We start from the raw sequence: 18829 nt of genomic DNA, 5'->3' as shown, positions 1-18829 counted from the left end.
CCGGCCCAACCTCTCTGCGTATGCGCCAGTGTCAGGCGCCCGCCATGTGAAGGAGGCCTCTCATGTTGAAGCGTTTTTCGGCCCTGTGGACGCTGGTTCGCCGCGACGGCCGCCTGTTCTGGTACGCGCTGCGCCATCCGGACGCGCCGGCGTGGCTCAAGCCAGCCGCCATCGGCCTGCTGCTCTACGCGATCTCGCCGGTCGACCTGGTGCCTGACGTGGTCGCGGGCCTCGGCATCATCGACGACGTGGTGCTGATCCCGCTGGCGGTGCACCTGATCCTGAAGCGCCTGCCGCCGCATATCCTGCGCCAGGCGCAGGCGCGCGCCACGGCGACCACGGTGCGGCCGCACTGACGCCGCCAACAGAAAATCCCCGGGACACGCGCTGTCCCGGGGATTTTTCATGGCCGCGCCGAACCGGTATCAGTGCGGCAGCAGGATGGTCGAGCCGGTGGTCTTGCGCGCTTCCAGGTCGCGGTGCGCCTGCGCCACCTCGGACAGCGCGTAGCGCTGGCGGATGTCGATCTTGACCTTGCCGGTGGTGACGGCGTCGAACAGGTCGGCCACCATCGGCTCGAGCAGTTCGCGGTGCACCACGTAGGTCATCAGCGTCGGCCGCGTCAGCCGCAGCGAGCCCTTGTTGCCCAGCACCGACAGGTCGAACGGCGGCACCGGCCCGGAGGCGTTGCCGAAGCTGACCATGGTGCCGCGCGGCGCCAGGCAGTCGAGCGAGCCGCGGAAGGTATCGGCGCCGATCGAATCATAGACCGCCGGCACGCCCTTGCCGTTGGTGATCTCCCTGACCCGCTCGACGAACGACTCGCGCGTATAGACGATGGTGTGGGCACAGCCGTTGGCGCGCGCCAGTTCGGCCTTCTCGTCGCTGCCGACGGTGCCGATCACGGTCACGCCCAGCGCCTTCAGCCACTGGCACGCGATCAGGCCGACGCCGCCCGCGGCCGCGTGCAGCAGCACGGTGTCTCCCGGCTGCACCGGGTAGCTGTCGCGGATCAGGTACTGCGCCGTCAGCCCCTGCAGCATCATCGCCGCGGCGGTGTCGAACGGGATCGCGTCGGGCAGCCGCACCACGATGTCGGCCGGCATCACCCGCACCTGCGCATAGGCGCCGGTGGGACGGCCGGCATAGGCCACGCGGTCGCCCACGGCAACGTGGCGCACGCCCTCGCCCACCGCCTCGACCACGCCGGCGCCTTCCATGCCGAGCCCGCCCGGCAGCGGCTGCTTGTACAGCCCGGTGCGGAAATAGACATCGATATAGTTCAGGCCCACTGCCTCGTGGCGCACGCGCACTTCGCCGGGGCCGGGATCGCCCACCTGTACATCGACCCACTGCATGACTTCGGGACCGCCGGTCTGCTCGATCCGGATGGCTTTGCTCATCTGCGTCGCTCCTTGTTTTGGTGAGGCATCGATCGGGGATGTGGGGAACTTCAGCCGGCCTGCGCCGCGCCGTTCTCGCGCGCAAGCCCCGCCAGCAGCAACTCGGCGCTGGCCACGTTGGTGGCGCACGGCACGTTGTGCACGTCGCAGGCGCGCACCAGTGCGTTGATATCGGGTTCGTGCGGCTGCGGTGTCATCGGGTCGCGCAGGAACACCACGGCGTTGACGCGGCCTTCGGCCAGCTGCGCGCCGATCTGCAGGTCGCCGCCCCACGGGCCCGACAGCATGCGGGTGACGTCCAGGCCGACTTCGTCGATCAGGCGCCCGCCGGTGGTGCCGGTGGCAAGCAGTTCGCACTGCGACAGGAAGTCGCGATGGCGTGCGGCGAAGGCGACGATGTCGTCCTTCTTGTGGTCATGGGCGATCAGCGCTATACGCGGCATAGAGGGCCGGGTCATCAGGGCTTCCTTTCTTCCTTTTGCGGGGTACGGGTAAGGTCAGGACACTGCGGATCAGAACGTGCCGGGAAAGGCGCCGCCGTCGAGCAGGATGTTCTGTCCGGTGATGTAGCCGGCATGGCGGCTGCACAGGAAGGCGCAGGTGGCACCGAACTCGGCGGGCTCGCCGAAGCGGCGCGACGGGTTGGCCGCGGCGCGGCGCTGCGCCACTTCCTCGATGCTCAGGCCGGCCTTCTTCGCGCCGCCCTCCATGGTCTTGAACAGGCGGTCGGTATTGAACGGGCCCGGCAGCAGGTTGTTGATGGTGACGCCGTGCTGCGCCACTTCGCGCGCGACGCCGGCAACGAAGCCGGTCAGGCCGGAGCGCGCGCCATTGGACAGGCCCAGCACATCGATCGGCGCCTTGACCGCGCCGCTGGTGATATTGATGATGCGGCCCCACTTGCGCGCGATCATGCCGTCGACGGTGGCCTTGATCAGCTCGATCGGGGTCAGCATGTTGGCGTCGAGCGCGGCCAGCCAGTCGCTGCGCTCCCAGTCGCGGAAATTGCCCGGCGGGGGGCCGCCGGCGTTGTTGACCAGGATGTCGAGCTCGCCGAGCTTGGCGGCGGCGGCGAGCGCCGCCTTGCGGCCCTCGGGCGTGGTGATGTCGGTCGCCACCGCGATCACGCGGCGGCCATGGCGCGCGCGCAGGTCGGCCGCGGCCTTTTCCAGCGCCTCGGCGCCGCGCGCCACGATCACCACGTCGACGCCCTCGGCCGCCAGCGCATCGGCGCAGGCGAAGCCCAGGCCCTTGCTGGCGCCGCATACCAGCGCATGCTTGCCGCGCAGTCCCAGATCCATGTGTTTCTCCCTTGTCTGTTGTCTGTGACCGGCCCGTCTCCGGGCCGGCCCGATTCAGGTTTTCCTTGCCGACAGCAAATACATGCCGCCCATCACCAGCGCGCTACCGGCCAGCTGCACGCCGCTGACAGGCTCGCCGAGCAGCCAGAAGGCGAGGAACAGCGTCGACACCGGCCCGATCATGCCGGCCTGCGACGCCATCGGCGCGCCGATGCGCGCCACCGCAACCATGGTCAGCGACACCGGCAGCACGGTACAGAACACCGCATTGACCAGCGACAGCCACAGTACCGGCGCCGGCTGCGCCAGCTCCGCCAGCGGCCGGCCAAGCACCAGGTACTGGATCACGCAGCAGGCGGTCGACACGCACATGGCATACGCCACCAGGCGCAGCGAACCGATGCGCTGGACCAGCTCGCCGCTCAGGATCAGGTAGATGCCGTAGGTGATGGCGCTGCCCAGCACCAATGCACCCCCCAGCCACACCTGGCTGCCGCTGACATCGAGGTCATGCGCGAACACCAGCACGATGCCGGCATAGGCCAGCAGCAGCGACAGCCACTGGCGCGTGCCGATGGGCCGGCGGAATACCAGCGCGGTGGCCAGCAGCACGAACGACGGCGTCAGGAACAGGATCAGCCGCTCCAGCCCGGCGGTGATGTACTGCAGGCCGATGAAGTCCAGGAAGCTGGACAGGTAGTAGCCGATAAAACCCAGAAACACCACCTGGCCACGGTCCGCCCATGACAGCGGCGCCAGCCGGCGCGACTGCCACCAGCCGATCGCCATGAACAGCGGCACCGCGAACAGCATGCGCAGCGTCAGCACCATCACCGCATCGACGTGGTAGCGGTACATCAGCTTGGCGACGATCGCCTTGGCCGAGAACAGCACCGCGCCCACGGCGGCGATGACGAGCCCCGAGCGCTGCGGCGACGGCAGCGCGGCGGGCACGGCGAGAGACTTCTGGGAGGTGGGCACGAAGAATACGGGGAAAGCGGGCCGGCACGGCGGCCCCGCAAAACGACCCGACGATTGTATTCGAAAAGGCGCGAGGGCATCGGACGCCGCCCCGGCCGCGCGCCCCCCTGTTCCGGGGCTTCCTCGGTATACTCTGGGTCACACTCCAGCCACCGCACCTGTTTCGTGCCCCAGCCCGCCGCCACGCCTTCCGGCAAGCCCGCCGCCGACTATGACTTCACCGAGCAGGTGGGCCACCTGCTGCGGCGCGCCTACCAGCGCCATGTGGCGATCTTCCAGCAGACCATCCCCGATTCGCAGCTGACCGCGGCGCAGTTCGTGGTGCTGTGCGCGGTGCGCGACCGGCAGCCGTGTTCGATGAACGAGGTGGTGCGCGCCACCGCGATCGACCAGGCCACGGTGCGCGGCATCATCGACCGGCTCAAGTCGCGCAAGCTGATCGCGGTCTCGCACGATCCCAACGACCGACGCAAGGTGGTGGTGACGGTCACGCCGGCCGGGCTGGCCCTGATCGACGAGACCGTGCCGTTCGCCAAGGAAATCTCGGAGCAGACCTTCGGCAGCCTCAATCCGGCCGAGCGCGTGGCGGTGACTTACCTGCTGCGCAAGATGAGCGAGATCGACGAAGGGAATGGGCCCTAGGGCCGCAGATATCGAGGGTTGTCTCCCTCTCCCCAACCCTCTCCCGCAAGCGGGAGAGGGAGTACACCGTCAGCCTTTGGTAGATGCCGCCGCTGTCATCGATGCCATCGCCGCCAGCACCGTTTCCGGCACGAACGGCGGCCGGCGCAGGCGCACCCCCAGCGCATCGAACAGTGCATTGGCAAGCGCCGGCGCGCCTGGCAGCGAGGCCGATTCGCCTGCGCCCAGGGGCGGCTCTGACTGGCGCGGCATCAGCACCACCTCGATCGGCGGGATCTCCGGGAAGGTCAGCAGCGGATAGCTGCCCCATTCGCGGCTGGCGACGCCGTCGGCATCGAAGCGGACCTGTTCCTTCAGCACGCGGCTGAGGGTCTGAACCACGTTGCCGTGGACCTGGTGGCGCACGCCGTCGGGATTGACGACCATGCCGGTGTCCTGCCCCACCACCACCTTGTCGATGGTGATGCGGCCCGTGCCCGCGTCCACGGACAGGTCCACTACCCAGGCGGCCCAGGCCGCGCCGAAGCCGGGGAAACGGCTGTGGATATAGCGCGCATAGGCCACGCCCCGTCCGCGCAGCTGGCCGTCGGCATCCGGCACGCCGCGCGTTCCGGCCGCGCCGCGCTGCCAGCCGGCCGCCTCGGCGACGGCGCGCAGCAAATCCGCGGCGCGCTGGTCCGGCAGGTGGCGCAGCCGGAAATCCACCGGATCGGCGCCCGCCGCCAGCGCCAGCTCGTCGATCACGCACTCGTGCGCGAACGCATTGGGCAGCGCCGACACGCCGCGCAGCCACGACGCGCGCACGATCGCCGGCGTGTCGTCGCAGCCGATACGGCGCGCGGTATAAGCGTAGGGCGGCACGGCGGTGCGGTCGCCCATCTCCAGCGTGCGCGGCGCGTTGGGCACGACGCCGGTCAGCACCAGCGCCAGCGTGGGCGCGTCATTCGAGGGATAGCGGCTGGTGAAGTCATAGCCGAGCAGCGCGCCGTCGGCGCCGAGCGTGGCGCTGACATCCATCAGCTGCGCCGCGCCCTTGGGCTCCCACAAGTGCTCCTGCTCGCGCGACAGCTGCACGCGCACCGGCCGCCCCACCGCGCGCGACAGCAGCGCCGCGTCGGCGCAGACGTCGTCGGCGCAATTGCGCCCGTAGCAGCCGGCGGCCTCCATGCGCACGATCTCGATGCGGTCCTCGCCCAGTCCGCACAGCCGGGACAGGTCGATGCGCAGCATGTGCGGGTTCTGCGTGCCGGACCAGACCGTCAGGCCCTCTTCATGCCAGTCGGCCACGGCGCAGGACGGGCCAATGGATCCGTGCATCTGGTACGGCCACACGTAGCGGCGCCGCAATACCGTGCCGGCGCCGTCGGCGGGCAGCTCGCCCTCGCTCAGCAGCTCGCGCCGCGTGGCCGGGTTGGCGCGCAGCGCCGGCTCCGGGTCGTCCAGCGCGGGCAACGGCGGCACCGGCTGCCAGCGCACGCGCAGCCGGCGCGCGGCCTGCACCGCATATTCCTCGCGCTCGGCCACCACGCCGACGAAGTCGCCCTGCACCACCACCTCGACCAGGCCGGGCACGTCGCGCACCGAGTCCCGGTCTATGGCCAGCAGGCTGTTGCCGACGAAGGCGCCGCTGTCGCGCCCGGCATACGGCGGGCGCACCACGCGGCCGTGCAGCATGCCGGGCACGCGCACGTCGTGGACAAAGGTCAGCGCCCCGCGCGCCTTGTCGGGGATATCGACGCGCGGCGCCGCGTGGCCGACGATGCGATAGGCGTCGACCGGCTTGGTCGGCACGTCTTCGGCCAGCGGCAGCTCCACGTGCGCGCCGGCAACCAGCGCCGCGTAGCGGATGCCGGCCTGCGTGCCAGGCACGCGGAATACGCCGTTCTCCGCTGCCAGCGCGGCGGCGTCGACGCCGAGCTGTTGCGCCGCGCGCGCCTGCAGCCACGCGCGCGCCTGTGCCGCGGCGCGGCGCAGCGGCAGCGCCGAGATCTGGATCGAGGCGCTGGCGATGGTCGGGCCCTGGTTGGGCGTGGCTTCGGTATGGCCCAGCACCATGCGAACGCTCTCGAGCGGCACATCGAGTTCTTCGGCGACGATCTGCGCCAGCGCGGTGCGGATGCCGGTGCCGAGGTCGACGTGGCCGTTGAAGGCCAGCACCTCGCCGCTGTCGCGCACGGCGATAAACAGGTCCGGCAGCGCCGGCACATAGTCGGACGCCGCGCCTGGCTGGCCCGGCGCCGGGCGCGCGGCCGCCTGCGGGGCCCGCGTCACCAGCAGCACGCCGGTGGCCTGCAGCAGTGCCAGCCGCAGCGCGCGCGGCGTGGCGGCGTCGGCCTGTGCCGGTGGTTGCAGCTGGGTTGCCGTCATCGTTCCATTCTCTCCGTTAGCAGCCGCCGCGCATGTCGCCGCGCATGTCACCGCGCATGTCACCGCGCATGTCACCGTTATACTGCGAGCCAACAGGCACACAGCACAACCACCCACCATGACCACCAAGACTGCGGCCGCGCCCGCCGCCCGGCGGGCGGCAGCCGGCACCCGGGCCAGGCAGGCGCAGGACAGCCGCGAGCGCATCCTCAAGGCTGCCATCAAGGTCTTCGCCCAGCGCGGCTACGACGGCGGCCGCGTCGAGCGCATCTCGTCGCTGGCCAAGACCTATGACCGGATGATCTACTACTACTTCGGCAGCAAGGAAAAGCTGTTCGTCGAAGTGCTGGAGACCATCTACCTGCAGCTCAACCAGGCCGAGCAGCAGCTGGAGCACGAGCTCGACGCCGCCGACCCCGTGCGCGCGCTGTCGCAGCTGATCGACTTCGTCTGGCAGTACTACCTCGACCATCCCGAGTTCGTCGCCATCCTGACCAGCGAGAACATGAGCCAGGGCAGGCACGCGAAAAAGTCGGTGCGGCTGCGCGAGATCTCCAGCTATGCGCTGGCGGTGCTCGACGGCATCCTCGCGCGCGGCAAGGACGCCGGGCTGTTCCGCGCTGACGCCGGCGCGCGCGACGTCTATATGGTGATCGCTTCGCTTGGCTACTTCTACAACTCCAACCATCATACGCTCAGCGCTTTCCTGGGCGAGCCCATGATGAGCCCGCCCGCGCTGGCGCACTGGCGCGATGTGATCCAGCAGACCGTGCTGCGCACGGTGGCCGTGCCCGGCGCCGTGGCGGAGGCACATGTGCCACCCGCCGCCCCGCCGCGCAAGGCGGCACGCGGCAGGCGCGCGGCCGGCTGAAGCCCGCCCCACGGCCCCGCCACGTCCTCAGGCGGCGGCGCGCACGCCTGCCACCTGCGCCAGCGCCTGGTCGCGCGTCAGCACCGTGGCGTATTTCTGCGCCATGTCGAACAGGTTGGCCTCGTGCGGTCCCAGCGCGCGGTCGCCAACGCAATCCGAAACCACAAGCGGGCGGAATCCCAGCGACATCGCATCGACCACGCTGGCGCGCACGCAGCCGCTGGTGACGCAGCCGGCCACCAGCAGCGTCTGCACGCCGCGCTGCGTCAGCCATGCCGCCAGCGAGGTGCCGAAGAACGCCGACGGCACCGTCTTGCGCACCACCAGCTCGCCCGCCGCGGGCGCCAGCTCGGGCACGATCTGGCTGTTGTGGCCATCTTCCTTCAGCGTCAGCATGCCCGGCACCTTAAGCGTGAAGATGTTGTGGTCGCTGTCGTCGTCGGCGAACACGATGCGACTGTGCGCCACCGGCCAGCCGTGCTCGCGCGCGGCGCGCAGCAACGGCTGGGTGTTGCGGATGGCCTCGGCAATATTGCCGCCACCGAACACCGCCGGATCGGCAAAGCCATTGACGAAGTCGATGATCAGCAGGCCGTACGGCGCCTTTAGCTCCATCGAGGCGCCGAAGCCCTGGCGCTGGTAAGTCTGCACTGCGTCATCCATGGCGCGAATCCTTGTCAGCCTGGTAGAGCGATGCGGCGGGCGCATGGTGCCCGTCCATCACCTTGCCGCGCACCACCACCGGCTCGCCGTCGAGGCTGACGGTGCAGTGGCGCACGGGAATATCGATATGGCAGGCGGTGGTGCGGCTGCCGCCGGCTTCGTTGTTGGGGCCGAACGAGCACAGGAAATTGCCCTCGTAGGCGCGCGCGTCCATGCCGATGGTGGCCTCGCGGTCGTACATCGCCAGCGCCGACCAACTGGCGCGCGGCTGCAGGCCCCAGCCGATATGCGACATCGCATACGCTTCGGGATCGTTGAACGAGGCCATGTAGTCGGCCAGCAGCTCGGCATCGACGCCGCCTTCGATGCGGCGCACGTAGCCGGCCTCGACCGTGATGCGGACCGGCGCCTGCAGGTAGGACTTCATCGGCAGCAGGATGTCGCCGCGGTCCAGCACGATGGTGCCGTCGGTGCCGCCCTCGTCGGGCCAGGTCAGCACGAAGCCGCTCGGCCAGTGGTCCCAGCGCCCGGGCTCGTCGACAAAGCCGTATTCGCTGATCGCGGGGAACTCGCCCAGCCGGCAGCGCAGGTCCATGCCGACATCGGACACGATATGCATCTCGCGCGCCTTGCCCAGCCGCTGCGTGGCGGCCTGGACGCGTGCGCGGTCGGCCTCGGTCGGCACCAGCCGCGCCAGCACTTCGGGCGGCTCCACCGCCAGCAGGATCTTGGTGCCGCCGGCCAGTATCTCGTGCTGCTCGGGCGAGAACAGCAGCGTCATCAGGTCCAGCACCAGGTCGCTCGCCTTGAGCGCGGCGATCGCCGCGGGATTGCCGGTCAGCGGCGTGGTGCCGAGGTAGGCCAGCGCATCGCGGCTGAGCGCTTTCTCGCCGTTGACCGGCGGCAGGTCGAGCCGGTTGACGATGGCGCCCATCGACGCCGCCGCCACCATCGCCGTGCGCAGCGTCTGCGGATGCGTGGCCGCGCCGGTCAGCACCGTGACGGTCTGCCCCGGCTGCAGCTTCGACAGCGTCAGCACCTGCTGCCACGCCACGGTCAGGTCGTAATCGCTTACGGGCATGTTCGCTCCTTGATCAAGTCAGCGCCGCGCCGAGGAAGTCGCCGAAGGCGCGGTAGAAGCCGGGCTCGTCGTCCCACGGGATCATGTGGCCGGCATCGGCCACGTGCGCGACCAGCAAGGCCGGCAGCAGCGAGCGCATTTCCTGCACGTCTTGCGCGCGGATCACGTCGCCACGCCCGGCGGTCATCAGCAGCGCCGGCACGGCGACCTGCGGCAGGTCGGCATGGATATCGTCCTCGTGGAAGCCGTTGAAGCTGGCCAGTACCGCGCGCTCGTCGCAGGTATGCAGCCATTGCGCCCGCAGGCGCAGCTGGTCTTCGTTCCAGCTCGGGCAGAAAGCGCGCATGCCTTCGGCGTCGATGCCCTGCCGCGCCAGCCGGATCGAATCGATGTACCACGGCAGTTGCGATGGGTAGGCGCGGCGCCCCGGGCCGGATACCGGCGGATCCACCAGCACCAGCCGCGTCAGGCCCGCGGGCTTGCCGCGCGCGGCGCGGATGCCGATGCGCGCGCCCATCGAATGGCCGACCACGGCATAGCGCTGCAGTCCCAGCGCCGCGGCAAAGGCAACCACGTCGGCGGCCTGCGCATCGAGGCTGTAGTCCAGCTCCGCGCCGGCCTGCGACAAGCCGCGGCCGCGCACGTCGAGCACATAGGTATCGAACTGCTGCCCGAAGCGCTCGCCGACAAAGCCCCAGGTCACCGCGGGACTGGTGATGCCCGGCACGATGATGACCGCATCGCGCTGCGCGCGCACGCCCGCCTGCCCGCCATAGCGCAGGTAGTGCTGGCGGATGCCGTTGGCGTGGACGTTGGCGCCGTAGAGAAAGGTGCTGGTCGTCATGTCCGCCTCCTTCAGTAGGCGCCGGACAGCAGCGCGCCGGCGCCCGGCACCACCGGCTCCAGGCCCAGGCGCTTGAGCAGCGCATAGGTGGTGGCGACGGCGGCGGTGACCACCGGCTTGCCGGTCATGGCCTCGACCTTGGCCACCGCCGGCAGCGACGGCATCTGCACGCAGGCCGACAGCACGATCACGTCGGCATCGGCGTAATCCATCTGCGCGACGATCTCCGGCAGCTTCGCCGGGTCGTGGCGGCCCACGTCGAGGTTGTCGGGGATCTCGAGCGCGCGGTAGTCGACCACCTCGTAGCCTTCGTTGCGGATGTAGTCAACCACCAGCTCGGTCAGCGGCTTCATGTACGGCGCCACCACCGCGATGCGCTTCGCGCCCAACACCTTGAGCGCATCGACCAGCGCGCCGGCGCTGGTGATCACCGGCGCATCGCCGCCGTTCTCCGCGGTATGCGCCTGCAGGCGCTGCTCGGAGACGCGGTGGTAGCCGTGGCCCATCGCCATGATCGCCACCAGGCAGGCGTAGCCGAGCACGTCGACGCGGGCGTCGCTCAGTTCCACCGCGCAGCGGTCGGATTCCGCATCCATGGCGGCCAGCTCTTCCTTGACCACCTTCTTCATGCGCATCCGGCTCGAGTGGAAGGTGAAGCGCTCCGGGCGCACCAGCTGGCGCGCGGCCAGCATGGCGGGAATTTCGGTTTCCATGGTGGTGTTGGAGCTCGGCACGATCTGGCCGATTCGGAAAACTTTCTGCACTGTCGACTCCGTCATCTGTTTGTCTGCCCTTGGTTGCGCCTTGGTAGCGCTCGCGGTCTGTCTGCCTGCAGCGGCCGGGGGCCTGCATGCTGCGACTGATTGTAGTGTACACACTTTATATAGGCAAACAGATTCTGCGCCCGCGGAGATTCACTGGTTCAGTGCACGCTGAATCAATGAAGCCCGTTTTTGCGCCGGTTTTCCCCATCGCAGCGCATCATTGCGGTACGATCACATCGACATCAGGGTTTTCCATAGGTTCGCAAAATTTCGCCTTTACCTCGATATTTTGAGTGTGTACACTCGTTTTCAACGGTCGGCCGCGTGGCCGCCCCAGCCCCCCATCGACCTTGTGTCATTGCCAGGAGAAATAACGTGCAAGGCAAACCGCGAATCGCAGTTGTCGGCGCCGGACTCGGAGGGACGGCCGCGGCCGCCCTGCTGCAGCGAGCCGGCTTCCAAGTCAGGTTGTATGAACAGGCACCGGCGTTCTCGCGCCTGGGCGCGGGCATCCACGTCGGGCCCAACGTGATGAAGATCATGCGGCGCATCGGCATCGAGGACGCGCTCAACGACATGGGTTGCCACCCCGACTACTGGTACAGCCGCGACGGCCTCACCGGCGAGGTGATCGCGCAGATCCCGCTGGGCGACTATGCGGTGCGCCATTACGGCGCCAGCTACCTGACCGTGCACCGTGGCGACTTCCACAAGCTGCTGACCGACGCGGTGGCGCCCGGCACGCTGTTCTTCGACAAGAAGCTGGAAAGCGTCACTGACCAGGGCGATGTGGTGCAACTGCGCTTCACCGACGGCACGGTCGAAGAAGCCGATATCGTGATCGGCGCCGACGGCGTCAACTCGCGCATCCGCGAGACCCTGCTGGGCGCCGAGCCGCCCAAGTACACCGGCTACGTCGCGCACCGCGCGGTCTTCCCGATCGCGCGCGTCAAGGGCTTCACGCACGAGCGCTGCACCAAGTGGTGGACCGACGACCGCCACATGATGGTCTACTTCGACACCAGCAAGCTCGACGAGATCTACTACGTCACCGGCGTGCCCGAGCCCGAATGGGACATGAGCAAGAGCTGGGTGCCGAGCAGCGTCGAAGAAATGCGCGCGGCCTTCGACGGCTGGCACGAAGGCGTGCAATCGCTGATCGAAGGCACGGTCGAAGTGACCAAGTGGCCGCTGCTGGAGCGCGACCCGCTGCCGCTGTGGAGCCGGGGCCGCCTGGTACTGCTGGGCGATGCCTGCCACCCGATGAAGCCGCACATGGCGCAGGGCGCCGCGATGGCGATCGAAGATGCCGCCATGCTGACGCGCTGCTTCACCGAAGCCGGCACCGACGACTACGCCAGTGCCTTCGCGCTGTATGAAGCCAACCGCGCCGAGCGCGCCGGCAAGGTCCAGCTGGTCTCGCACAACAATACCTGGTTGCGCAGCAACGAGAACCCGGACTGGTGTTTCGGCTACGATGTGTTCAACGTGCCGCTGGTGTCGGCCGGGAGCAAGCCGCTGTCCGAAGCCGCCTGACCGCCTGACCACCCCTGCCCGCCGCCGCCCCTCGCCAAGAATGGGGCGCGGCGCCGCGATGCGTGATGTTCAAACCGCCCCCCAGCTCCCGATGAACGCGCCCCGCCCCCTGACCCTGCAGGTCAACCACGTCGAGCACACCCTCGAGGTGGCGCCTGACACGCCGCTGCTCTACATCCTGCGCAACGACCTGTGCTGCAACGGGCCCAAGTACGGTTGCGGCCTGGGCCAGTGCGGTGCCTGCACGGTGCTGGTGGACGGCCTGCCCGCACGTTCCTGCGTGCTGCCGGTCAGGGCCGCCGTGGGGCACGCGGTCACCACGCTGGAGGGGCTGGGCACGGCACAGCATCCCGACCCGGTGCAGCAGGCCTTTATCGAAGAACAGGCCGCGCAATGCGGCTACTGCCTGAACGGCATGATCATGACCGCCAAGGCACTGCTGGCGCAGAACCCCGACCCCGACGAAACGCAGATCCGCGAGGCCTTGCGCTTCAACCTGTGCCGTTGCGGCACGCATGTGGAAATCGTGCGCGCGGTCAGGCGGGCCGCCGTGCTGCAGCGACAAGCCGCGCAAGGGGCGGCATCGTGAGCGCGGCCATCGTGCCAGCCGCCACGCACGCGACGGCGCTGGCCGCCGGCGTGCCGCCGCACGCGGCCGATTGCCTGGTGGCCCATGTCCTGACCCCGCCCGGCCTGCGCTGGGTGGGCGGCGAGCCGCTCGCGGCGCGCCTGCTGCACGCCGCGCGCGACGCCGCGCTGGCGCTGCCCGGCATCCGCGCGGTAGTGGTCCGCAATAACTTTGCCGGCGTGGCCGCGGTCTCTGCCGCCCAGGCCGCCGACGCGGCGCGGGCGCTGCGGGCGCGCTGGTCCGCCCCGCCGCGCGCCGACGCCACACCCGCGGCGCGCCACACGCTGGCGCAATGCGGCCATGCCGCCGAGGCACTGGCGCGTGCCGGCGCACGCGATACGCAGCATTACCAGTGGCCACTGGCAAGCACCGGCGACGAGGCCTGCTGCACCGCTGTCGCCGACTGGCGCGATGGCACGCTGACGCTATGGCTGCCCGCCACGCGCCCTGGCGCCCTGCGCACCGAACTTGCTGCCCTGCTGGGCATCGCGCCAACACAAGTGCAGATGGTTTGCTGGCAAGCGCACGACGACCGTGGCGACCCCGCGCTGCTGGCACCACACGCCGCCGCCGATGCGGCCTTGCTCGCCCACGCCAGCGGGCAACCGGTGGTGCGCCGACTGTGCGCCGCCGAGGCCGGCCTGGCCGATGCCGCGCTCGATGTCCGCGTCGATAGCGCGCGCAGCGGCGCCACCGTCGATGCCTACGCCGCCACGCTGGCGGGCACGCCGCCGCCGGCAGCGTCGCTGGCGCTGTGGCTGACGCGAACGCCCGTGCCGGTGACGGACAGCATCGACGCGGGCAACACTGCCGGCGCGGCGCTGCCGCCGTATGGCATCCCCCATGTCGAGCTCGCGCTGTGCGGCGACCCGGCGGCATTCGCAGCCGCGCCGCTGACGGCAGCCCGCGCGCAGTTGTTCGCGCGCGAATCGCATCTCGACGAGCTTGCCGCCGCCAGCGGCGCCGATCCGGTGGCGCTGCGCCTCGCGCATCTGCACGACCCGCGCGGCGCCGCGCTGGTGCGGCAGGTAGCCGAGCGCGCCGGCTGGGACCTGGACAGCACTGCCGCCGCGCCACGCGCCAACTCCGCCGCGGGCAATGTGCGGCGCGGCCGCGGCTTTGCCTACGCCCACACCATCGACCACGACGCCGGCCGGAGCTGGTCGGCGTGGGTCGCGGAAGTCGAGGTCGACCGCAGCACCGGCGAGCTGGCGGTCACGCGCGTTACCGTAGGCCACGACAGCGAATCGCTGGCGCCTCTGCAAGCCACAGCAGCGACGCGCTCGATCGAGCAGGACGTGGCCGCCGCCGCGCTGCGGCTGACTGCCGCCACGCCGGGGTTCGACACCTGGCCAGCCGCCACGCATGGTGCCGGAGATACCTTGCCTGCCGTGCCGGCACAGGCCCTGCCGGAAGTGCGGCTGGCCGGCACGCTGGCCACCCACGACGCGCTCGCTGCCGGCGCCACCGATTCGCTGCCCGCAGCCGCGGCGGTGGCCAATGCCATCTACAATGCCACCGGCGTGCGCCTGCGCAAGCCACCGTTCAGCGCCGAACGCATCCGCCTGGCACTGGCCGAGGCCAGCCCCCGCGACAAACGCAAGCAGCGCGGCTGGATCGCGGCGGCGGCCGCCGCCGCGGCCGGCGTGTGCGCCACGCTGTTGCCGTGGCGCGCGCCGATCGCGCCGGTGGCGCCGCCCGAGCCCGGCTTCTATTCCGCCGCCACGCTCGAACGCGGCCGGCTGGTGGCCGCCGCCGGCGACTGCGCGGTCTGCCATACCGCGCCGGGCGGCGCGAAGAACGCCGGCGGACTGCCGCTGGAAACGCCCTTCGGCACGGTCTACAGCACCAACATCACGCCGGATGTGCAGACCGGCATCGGCAACTGGTCGTTCGCCGCCTTTGAGCGCGCCATGCGCGAAGGCATCCACCGCGACGGGCGGCGCCTGTATCCGGCGTTCCCGTACACCGCCTTCGCCAAAATCAGCGATGGCGACATGCAGGCGCTATATGGCTACCTGATGTCGGCCGAGCCGGTGACATCCGCGGTGCCGCCGACGCAGCTCGCCTTCCCCTTCAACCTGCGCCCGCTGCTGGCCGGCTGGAACCTGCTGTTCCATCGCAATGAACGCTTTGCGCCGGACCCGTCGCGCTCGGCGCAATGGAATCGCGGCGCCTACCTGGCCGAGGGGCTGGGTCACTGCAGCGCCTGCCATTCGCCGCGCAACCCGCTCGGCGCCGAGCAAGGCGGGCGCCGCTACCTGACCGGCGGCAGCGCCGAAGGCTGGGAAGCGCCGGCCCTGACCGCGCTGTCGCAGGCGCCGGTGCCGTGGACCGAGGCCGCGCTGTTCACCTACCTGCGCGGCGGCTATGCGCCGCACCATGGCGCCGCGGCGGGACCGATGGCGCCGGTGGTGGAAGAACTCGCGCAACTGCCCGAGGACGACGTGCGCGCGATCGCGCATTACGTGGCCTCGTTCGGCGTGCCCGCCCCGGCGCCATCGATACTGGCGGCGCAGGCGGCGCAGTTCGAACAACGCAGCCAGCAGGCCGCGCGCACGCTCGGCGGCCCCGCCGAGCGCCTGTACCAGAGCGCCTGCGCGGTCTGCCACCAGTCCGACCAGGGCATCGCGCAGTTCGGCGTGAAGCCGTCGCTGGCGCTCAATACCAACCTGCACAGCAAGCTGCCGGACAACGTGATCCAGGTGCTGCTGCGCGGCATGCCGGCACCGCCCAACAGCGAACTGGGCGCGATGCCGTCCTATGCCGACACGCTCGACGACCGGCAGATCGCGCAACTGGCGCAGTACCTGCGCGCGCGCTTTGCGCCCGACAAACCCGCCTGGCAGGACCTGGAGAAAACCGTCGCGCGCCTGCGCGCGACGCCTGCCCACTGAACCACCGGAGCACCGTGCCCACGCTGGCGGGCCTTGCGCATCGGCGCCGGGCGCGTGGGCGCGTGGGCGCGTGCGTGACCGACCCTGCGCCAGCGCGCTTGCGCGCGGGAAAACCCCGAGGAGAGAAACCGCAATTCGGCCTTGCCCGCCAGTTTCATGTAGCTTACGCTGAACGATCATGTAGCGCGCACTACATGAGTGCCGACAGGCACGCAGCGGTGCCTCCCCGCACAAGGACGGCGCGCCGCAAGCGGCAAACAAGAACACAAAACCATAAGACCGGCCCGATACATCACCGGACGCGCTGGCGCGGGGCTTGCATGGTCCGCCAGACCACCGGGACACCGGGCCTGACCAAACCAAGGGTAGACAACCAGGAGTGACTATGTCGTATCAGTACCAGGAAGCTGTTGCAGGCGTGCTACCGGGCTAGTTCCAGCCTCGCCAGGTGGAAGCCATCGCCCCTCGCCGGGACGCCGTGCGGTGCCATCAGCCCGGCGCCGTTGCATTGCGCAGCAGCCGGCATCGCGTGCCGGCCTGTTTCGCTCCACGCGTGCTTCCGAGTTCCAGAACCAGCCTATAAAGACAGGTAGACAAACATGTCGTCATCCATTTCATCCATGGCCACCACGACCATCCCGGACGCCACGCTGGGCTCGTCGCCCCAGCCCAGCGCGCGCGCAGCGTCGTCGCAATCCATCACGATCGAGCAAGGCATCCGCGCCGCCGGCGTCGGCCGCTTCCAGTATCGGCTGTTCGTCATATTCGGACTGGTCTGGCTCGCCGACGCCATGCAGGTGCTGTCGATCGGCTTCACCGCGCCGTCGATTGCGGCGACCTTCGGCATCCCGGTGCCGACGGCGCTGCAGACCGGCACCATGTTCTTCGTCGGCATGCTGATCGGCGCCTTCGTGTTCGGCCGGCTGGCCGACCGCATCGGCCGCCGCCCGGTGCTGATGATGGCGGTGGTCATCGATGCCATCTGCGGCGTGGCCTCGGCCTTCGCGCCCGACTTCCAGTGGCTGCTGCTGTTGCGCTTCCTGACCGGCATCGGCGTCGGCGGCACCCTGCCGGTCGACTACACCATGATGGCCGAGTTCCTGCCGTCGGACCGGCGCGGCCGCTGGCTGGTGCTGCTGGAGTCGTTCTGGGCGGTCGGCACCATCCTGCTGGCGATCCTGGCGCTGATTGCAGTGTCGCGCGGCGACGATGCCTGGCGACTGATCTTCCTGGTCACCGGCATCCCGGCGCTGGTCGGCGTGGTGTTCCGCTTCTTCGTGCCCGAGTCGCCGCTCTACCTCAATAAATCGGGGCGCTCGGAGGAGGCCCGCGCGGTACTGCAGCGGGTGGCCGCGGCCAACCGCGTGTCGGTGGAGATCGGCGCGCTCGAGCCGCAGAAGATGGAGCGCAAATCGGTGTTCGCGCTGTTCGCGGCCGGCTGCCGGCGCCGCACCATCTGTCTGCTGGCCGCCTGGATGCTGATCTCGATCGCCTACTACGGGGTCTTCGTCTATCTGCCGGTGAAGCTGGCGGGCCAGGGCTTCGGCTTCATGCGCGGCCAGGTGTTCCTGATCGTGCTGGCGCTGGTGCAGCTGCCAGGCTTCGCGCTGGCCGCGCACGGCGTCGAGCGCTGGGGCCGCAAGCCGACCCTGATCGGCTTCCTGCTGCTGAGCGCGGCGGGCTGCATGCTGTACAGCCTGGGCCAGGCGCCGGCGCTGGTGATCGGCTCGACCCTGCTGATGAGCTTCTCGCTGCTCGGCACCTGGGGCGCGCTGTACGCCTTCACGCCGGAGGTGTATCCGACCGACCTGCGCGCCAGCGGCATGGGCACCGCGGGCGCGATGGCGCGCTTCGGCGGCCTGTTCGCCCCGTCCATCGTCGCGCCCATCATGGCCAGCCAGTTCACGCTGGCGCTGGCGCTGCTGTCCTCGTTCCTGGCCGTGGCGGCGCTCGCCATCTTCATGGTCGATATCGAATCGAAGAACCGCGCGCTCGACTAGCCCAGGGCGCCACGGGGCCGCCGCCGGGCGCGGCGGCCCGCTTCCATTACAATCCGGCTGCAACGGCGCGGCGCGCGAGTCCATCCGATCTCGCGCGCCCGCTTCACTCGCCATCCCGCCGAGCCCTCGCCGCCAGCCATGAAACAAGATCCGCGCTTTCCCAACCTCTTCATCCTCGACCACCCGCTGATCCAGCACAAGCTCTCGCACATGCGCGACAAGGAAACGTCGACGCGCACGTTCCGCGAGCTGCTGCGCGAGATCACGCTGCTGATGGGCTACGAAATCACCCGCAACCTGCCGCTGACCACCCGCCGCATCGAGACCCCGCTGGTCGAGCTGGACGCGCCGGTGATCGCCGGCAAGAAGCTGACCATCGTGCCGGTGCTGCGCGCGGGCGTGGGCATGAGCGATGGCCTGGTCGAGCTGATCCCGTCGGCGCGCATCGGCCATATCGGCGTGTACCGCGACGAGCAGCACCGCCCGGTGGAATACCTGGTGCGCCTGCCGGCGCTGGAAGACCGCAGCTTCATCCTGTGCGATCCGATGGTCGCTACCGGCTATTCGGCAGCGCACGCGGTGGAGGTGCTCAAGCGCCGCGGCGTCAAGGACGAGGCCATCACCTTCGTCGCGCTGGTGGCCGCGCCAGAGGGCGTGGAAGTGTTCCAGAAGGCGCATCCGGGGGTGAAGCTGTTCGTCGCCTCGCTCGACAGCCACCTCGATGCCGATGCCTATATCGTGCCCGGGCTGGGCGATGCGGGCGACCGCCTGTTCGGCACCAAGAACTGACGGCGCGCGGGCGGGCTGGCCGGCGCTTGACCCGCCTCAATAGCCCGCCCGGGGCGGCTCCC

Annotated in this window: 17 protein-coding genes; 8 read left to right on the top strand and 9 right to left on the bottom strand. The window is 69.8% G+C overall.

What is annotated here, in order from left to right; genetic code table 11:
• Window positions 1-62 precede the first annotated feature (62 nt).
• A complete protein-coding gene (locus CBM2586_RS04430) occupies window positions 63-356 on the top strand; it encodes a YkvA family protein (RefSeq protein WP_115662723.1) in 294 nt (97 codons plus the stop codon).
• 69 nt (window positions 357-425) lie between these two features.
• On the opposite strand, the gene CBM2586_RS04425 is transcribed toward CBM2586_RS04430, so the two are convergent.
• The 4 genes from CBM2586_RS04425 to CBM2586_RS04410 are packed head-to-tail and all read right to left on the bottom strand — an operon-like array spanning window position 426 to window position 3646.
• Complete coding sequence (locus CBM2586_RS04425; RefSeq protein WP_115662724.1) at window positions 426-1403, bottom strand: quinone oxidoreductase family protein; 978 nt, start codon at window positions 1401-1403, stop codon at window positions 426-428.
• A gap of 50 nt (window positions 1404-1453) precedes the next feature.
• The gene (locus CBM2586_RS04420) at window positions 1454-1861 is read right to left on the bottom strand and encodes a methylglyoxal synthase (protein WP_115662725.1); all 408 of its coding nucleotides are present in this window, start codon (window positions 1859-1861) and stop codon (window positions 1454-1456) included.
• A 54-nt stretch (window positions 1862-1915) separates the two neighbouring features.
• Complete coding sequence (locus tag CBM2586_RS04415) at window positions 1916-2704, bottom strand: SDR family oxidoreductase (protein ID WP_115662726.1); 789 nt, start codon at window positions 2702-2704, stop codon at window positions 1916-1918.
• Between the two features lie 54 nt (window positions 2705-2758).
• Window positions 2759-3646: a DMT family transporter gene (locus tag CBM2586_RS04410; RefSeq protein WP_115663802.1), complete on the bottom strand. Its 888-nt coding sequence runs from the start codon at window positions 3644-3646 to the stop codon at window positions 2759-2761.
• Window positions 3647-3850: 204 nt separating this feature from the next.
• On the opposite strand from CBM2586_RS04410, the gene CBM2586_RS04405 reads away from it, so the two are divergent.
• Window positions 3851-4327, top strand: a complete 477-nt coding sequence (locus tag CBM2586_RS04405) for a MarR family winged helix-turn-helix transcriptional regulator (RefSeq protein WP_115662727.1) — start codon at window positions 3851-3853, stop codon at window positions 4325-4327.
• A 69-nt stretch (window positions 4328-4396) separates the two neighbouring features.
• Here the strand turns inward: CBM2586_RS04405 and CBM2586_RS04400 are convergent, their stop codons facing one another.
• Complete coding sequence (locus CBM2586_RS04400; protein ID WP_115686919.1) at window positions 4397-6694, bottom strand: xanthine dehydrogenase family protein molybdopterin-binding subunit; 2298 nt, start codon at window positions 6692-6694, stop codon at window positions 4397-4399.
• Between the two features lie 118 nt (window positions 6695-6812).
• On the opposite strand from CBM2586_RS04400, the gene CBM2586_RS04395 reads away from it, so the two are divergent.
• Window positions 6813-7565, top strand: a complete 753-nt coding sequence (locus CBM2586_RS04395; RefSeq protein ID WP_115686918.1) for a TetR/AcrR family transcriptional regulator — start codon at window positions 6813-6815, stop codon at window positions 7563-7565.
• Window positions 7566-7592: 27 nt separating this feature from the next.
• Here the strand turns inward: CBM2586_RS04395 and CBM2586_RS04390 are convergent, their stop codons facing one another.
• The 4 genes from CBM2586_RS04390 to CBM2586_RS04375 are packed head-to-tail and all read right to left on the bottom strand — an operon-like array spanning window position 7593 to window position 10917.
• Window positions 7593-8228 carry an N-carbamoylsarcosine amidohydrolase gene (locus CBM2586_RS04390; RefSeq protein WP_115686917.1) on the bottom strand — a complete coding sequence of 212 codons (636 nt, stop codon included), beginning with the start codon at window positions 8226-8228 and terminating at the stop codon, window positions 7593-7595.
• Window positions 8221-9309, bottom strand: coding sequence for a 2,5-dihydroxypyridine 5,6-dioxygenase (locus CBM2586_RS04385; RefSeq protein ID WP_115662731.1), 1089 nt, complete (start codon window positions 9307-9309; stop codon window positions 8221-8223). The genes CBM2586_RS04390 and CBM2586_RS04385 overlap by 8 nt, the downstream gene beginning before the upstream one ends.
• 13 nt (window positions 9310-9322) lie before the next feature.
• Window positions 9323-10153: an alpha/beta fold hydrolase gene (locus CBM2586_RS04380; protein ID WP_115686916.1), complete on the bottom strand. Its 831-nt coding sequence runs from the start codon at window positions 10151-10153 to the stop codon at window positions 9323-9325.
• Between the two features lie 11 nt (window positions 10154-10164).
• On the bottom strand, window positions 10165-10917 hold the full coding sequence (locus tag CBM2586_RS04375) for a maleate cis-trans isomerase family protein (RefSeq protein WP_115662733.1): 753 nt from the start codon (window positions 10915-10917) through the stop codon (window positions 10165-10167).
• 375 nt (window positions 10918-11292) lie between these two features.
• Here CBM2586_RS04375 and CBM2586_RS04370 point away from each other — a divergent pair, with 375 nt between their 5' ends.
• From CBM2586_RS04370 to upp, 5 genes are all read left to right on the top strand, one after another.
• Entirely contained in the window at window positions 11293-12453 is a 1161-nt protein-coding gene (locus CBM2586_RS04370; RefSeq protein ID WP_115686915.1) for an FAD-dependent monooxygenase, read from the top strand.
• A gap of 91 nt (window positions 12454-12544) precedes the next feature.
• Window positions 12545-13042, top strand: coding sequence for a (2Fe-2S)-binding protein (locus CBM2586_RS04365; protein ID WP_115686914.1), 498 nt, complete (start codon window positions 12545-12547; stop codon window positions 13040-13042).
• Complete coding sequence (locus tag CBM2586_RS04360; RefSeq protein WP_115686913.1) at window positions 13039-15978, top strand: c-type cytochrome; 2940 nt, start codon at window positions 13039-13041, stop codon at window positions 15976-15978. The genes CBM2586_RS04365 and CBM2586_RS04360 overlap by 4 nt, the downstream gene beginning before the upstream one ends.
• A gap of 599 nt (window positions 15979-16577) precedes the next feature.
• Window positions 16578-17978 carry an MFS transporter gene (locus CBM2586_RS04355; RefSeq protein ID WP_240987888.1) on the top strand — a complete coding sequence of 467 codons (1401 nt, stop codon included), beginning with the start codon at window positions 16578-16580 and terminating at the stop codon, window positions 17976-17978.
• Window positions 17979-18116: 138 nt separating this feature from the next.
• Complete coding sequence (upp, locus tag CBM2586_RS04350) at window positions 18117-18767, top strand: uracil phosphoribosyltransferase (protein WP_012352165.1); 651 nt, start codon at window positions 18117-18119, stop codon at window positions 18765-18767.
• Window positions 18768-18829 lie beyond the last annotated feature (62 nt).

It is taken from the genome of Cupriavidus taiwanensis (assembly GCF_900250115.1).
In the GTDB taxonomy this organism is placed as follows: Bacteria; Pseudomonadota; Gammaproteobacteria; order Burkholderiales; family Burkholderiaceae; genus Cupriavidus; species Cupriavidus taiwanensis_B.
The sequence above is the reverse complement of the archived record's forward strand: the minus strand, read 5'-3'. Positions and strand labels throughout refer to the sequence as shown.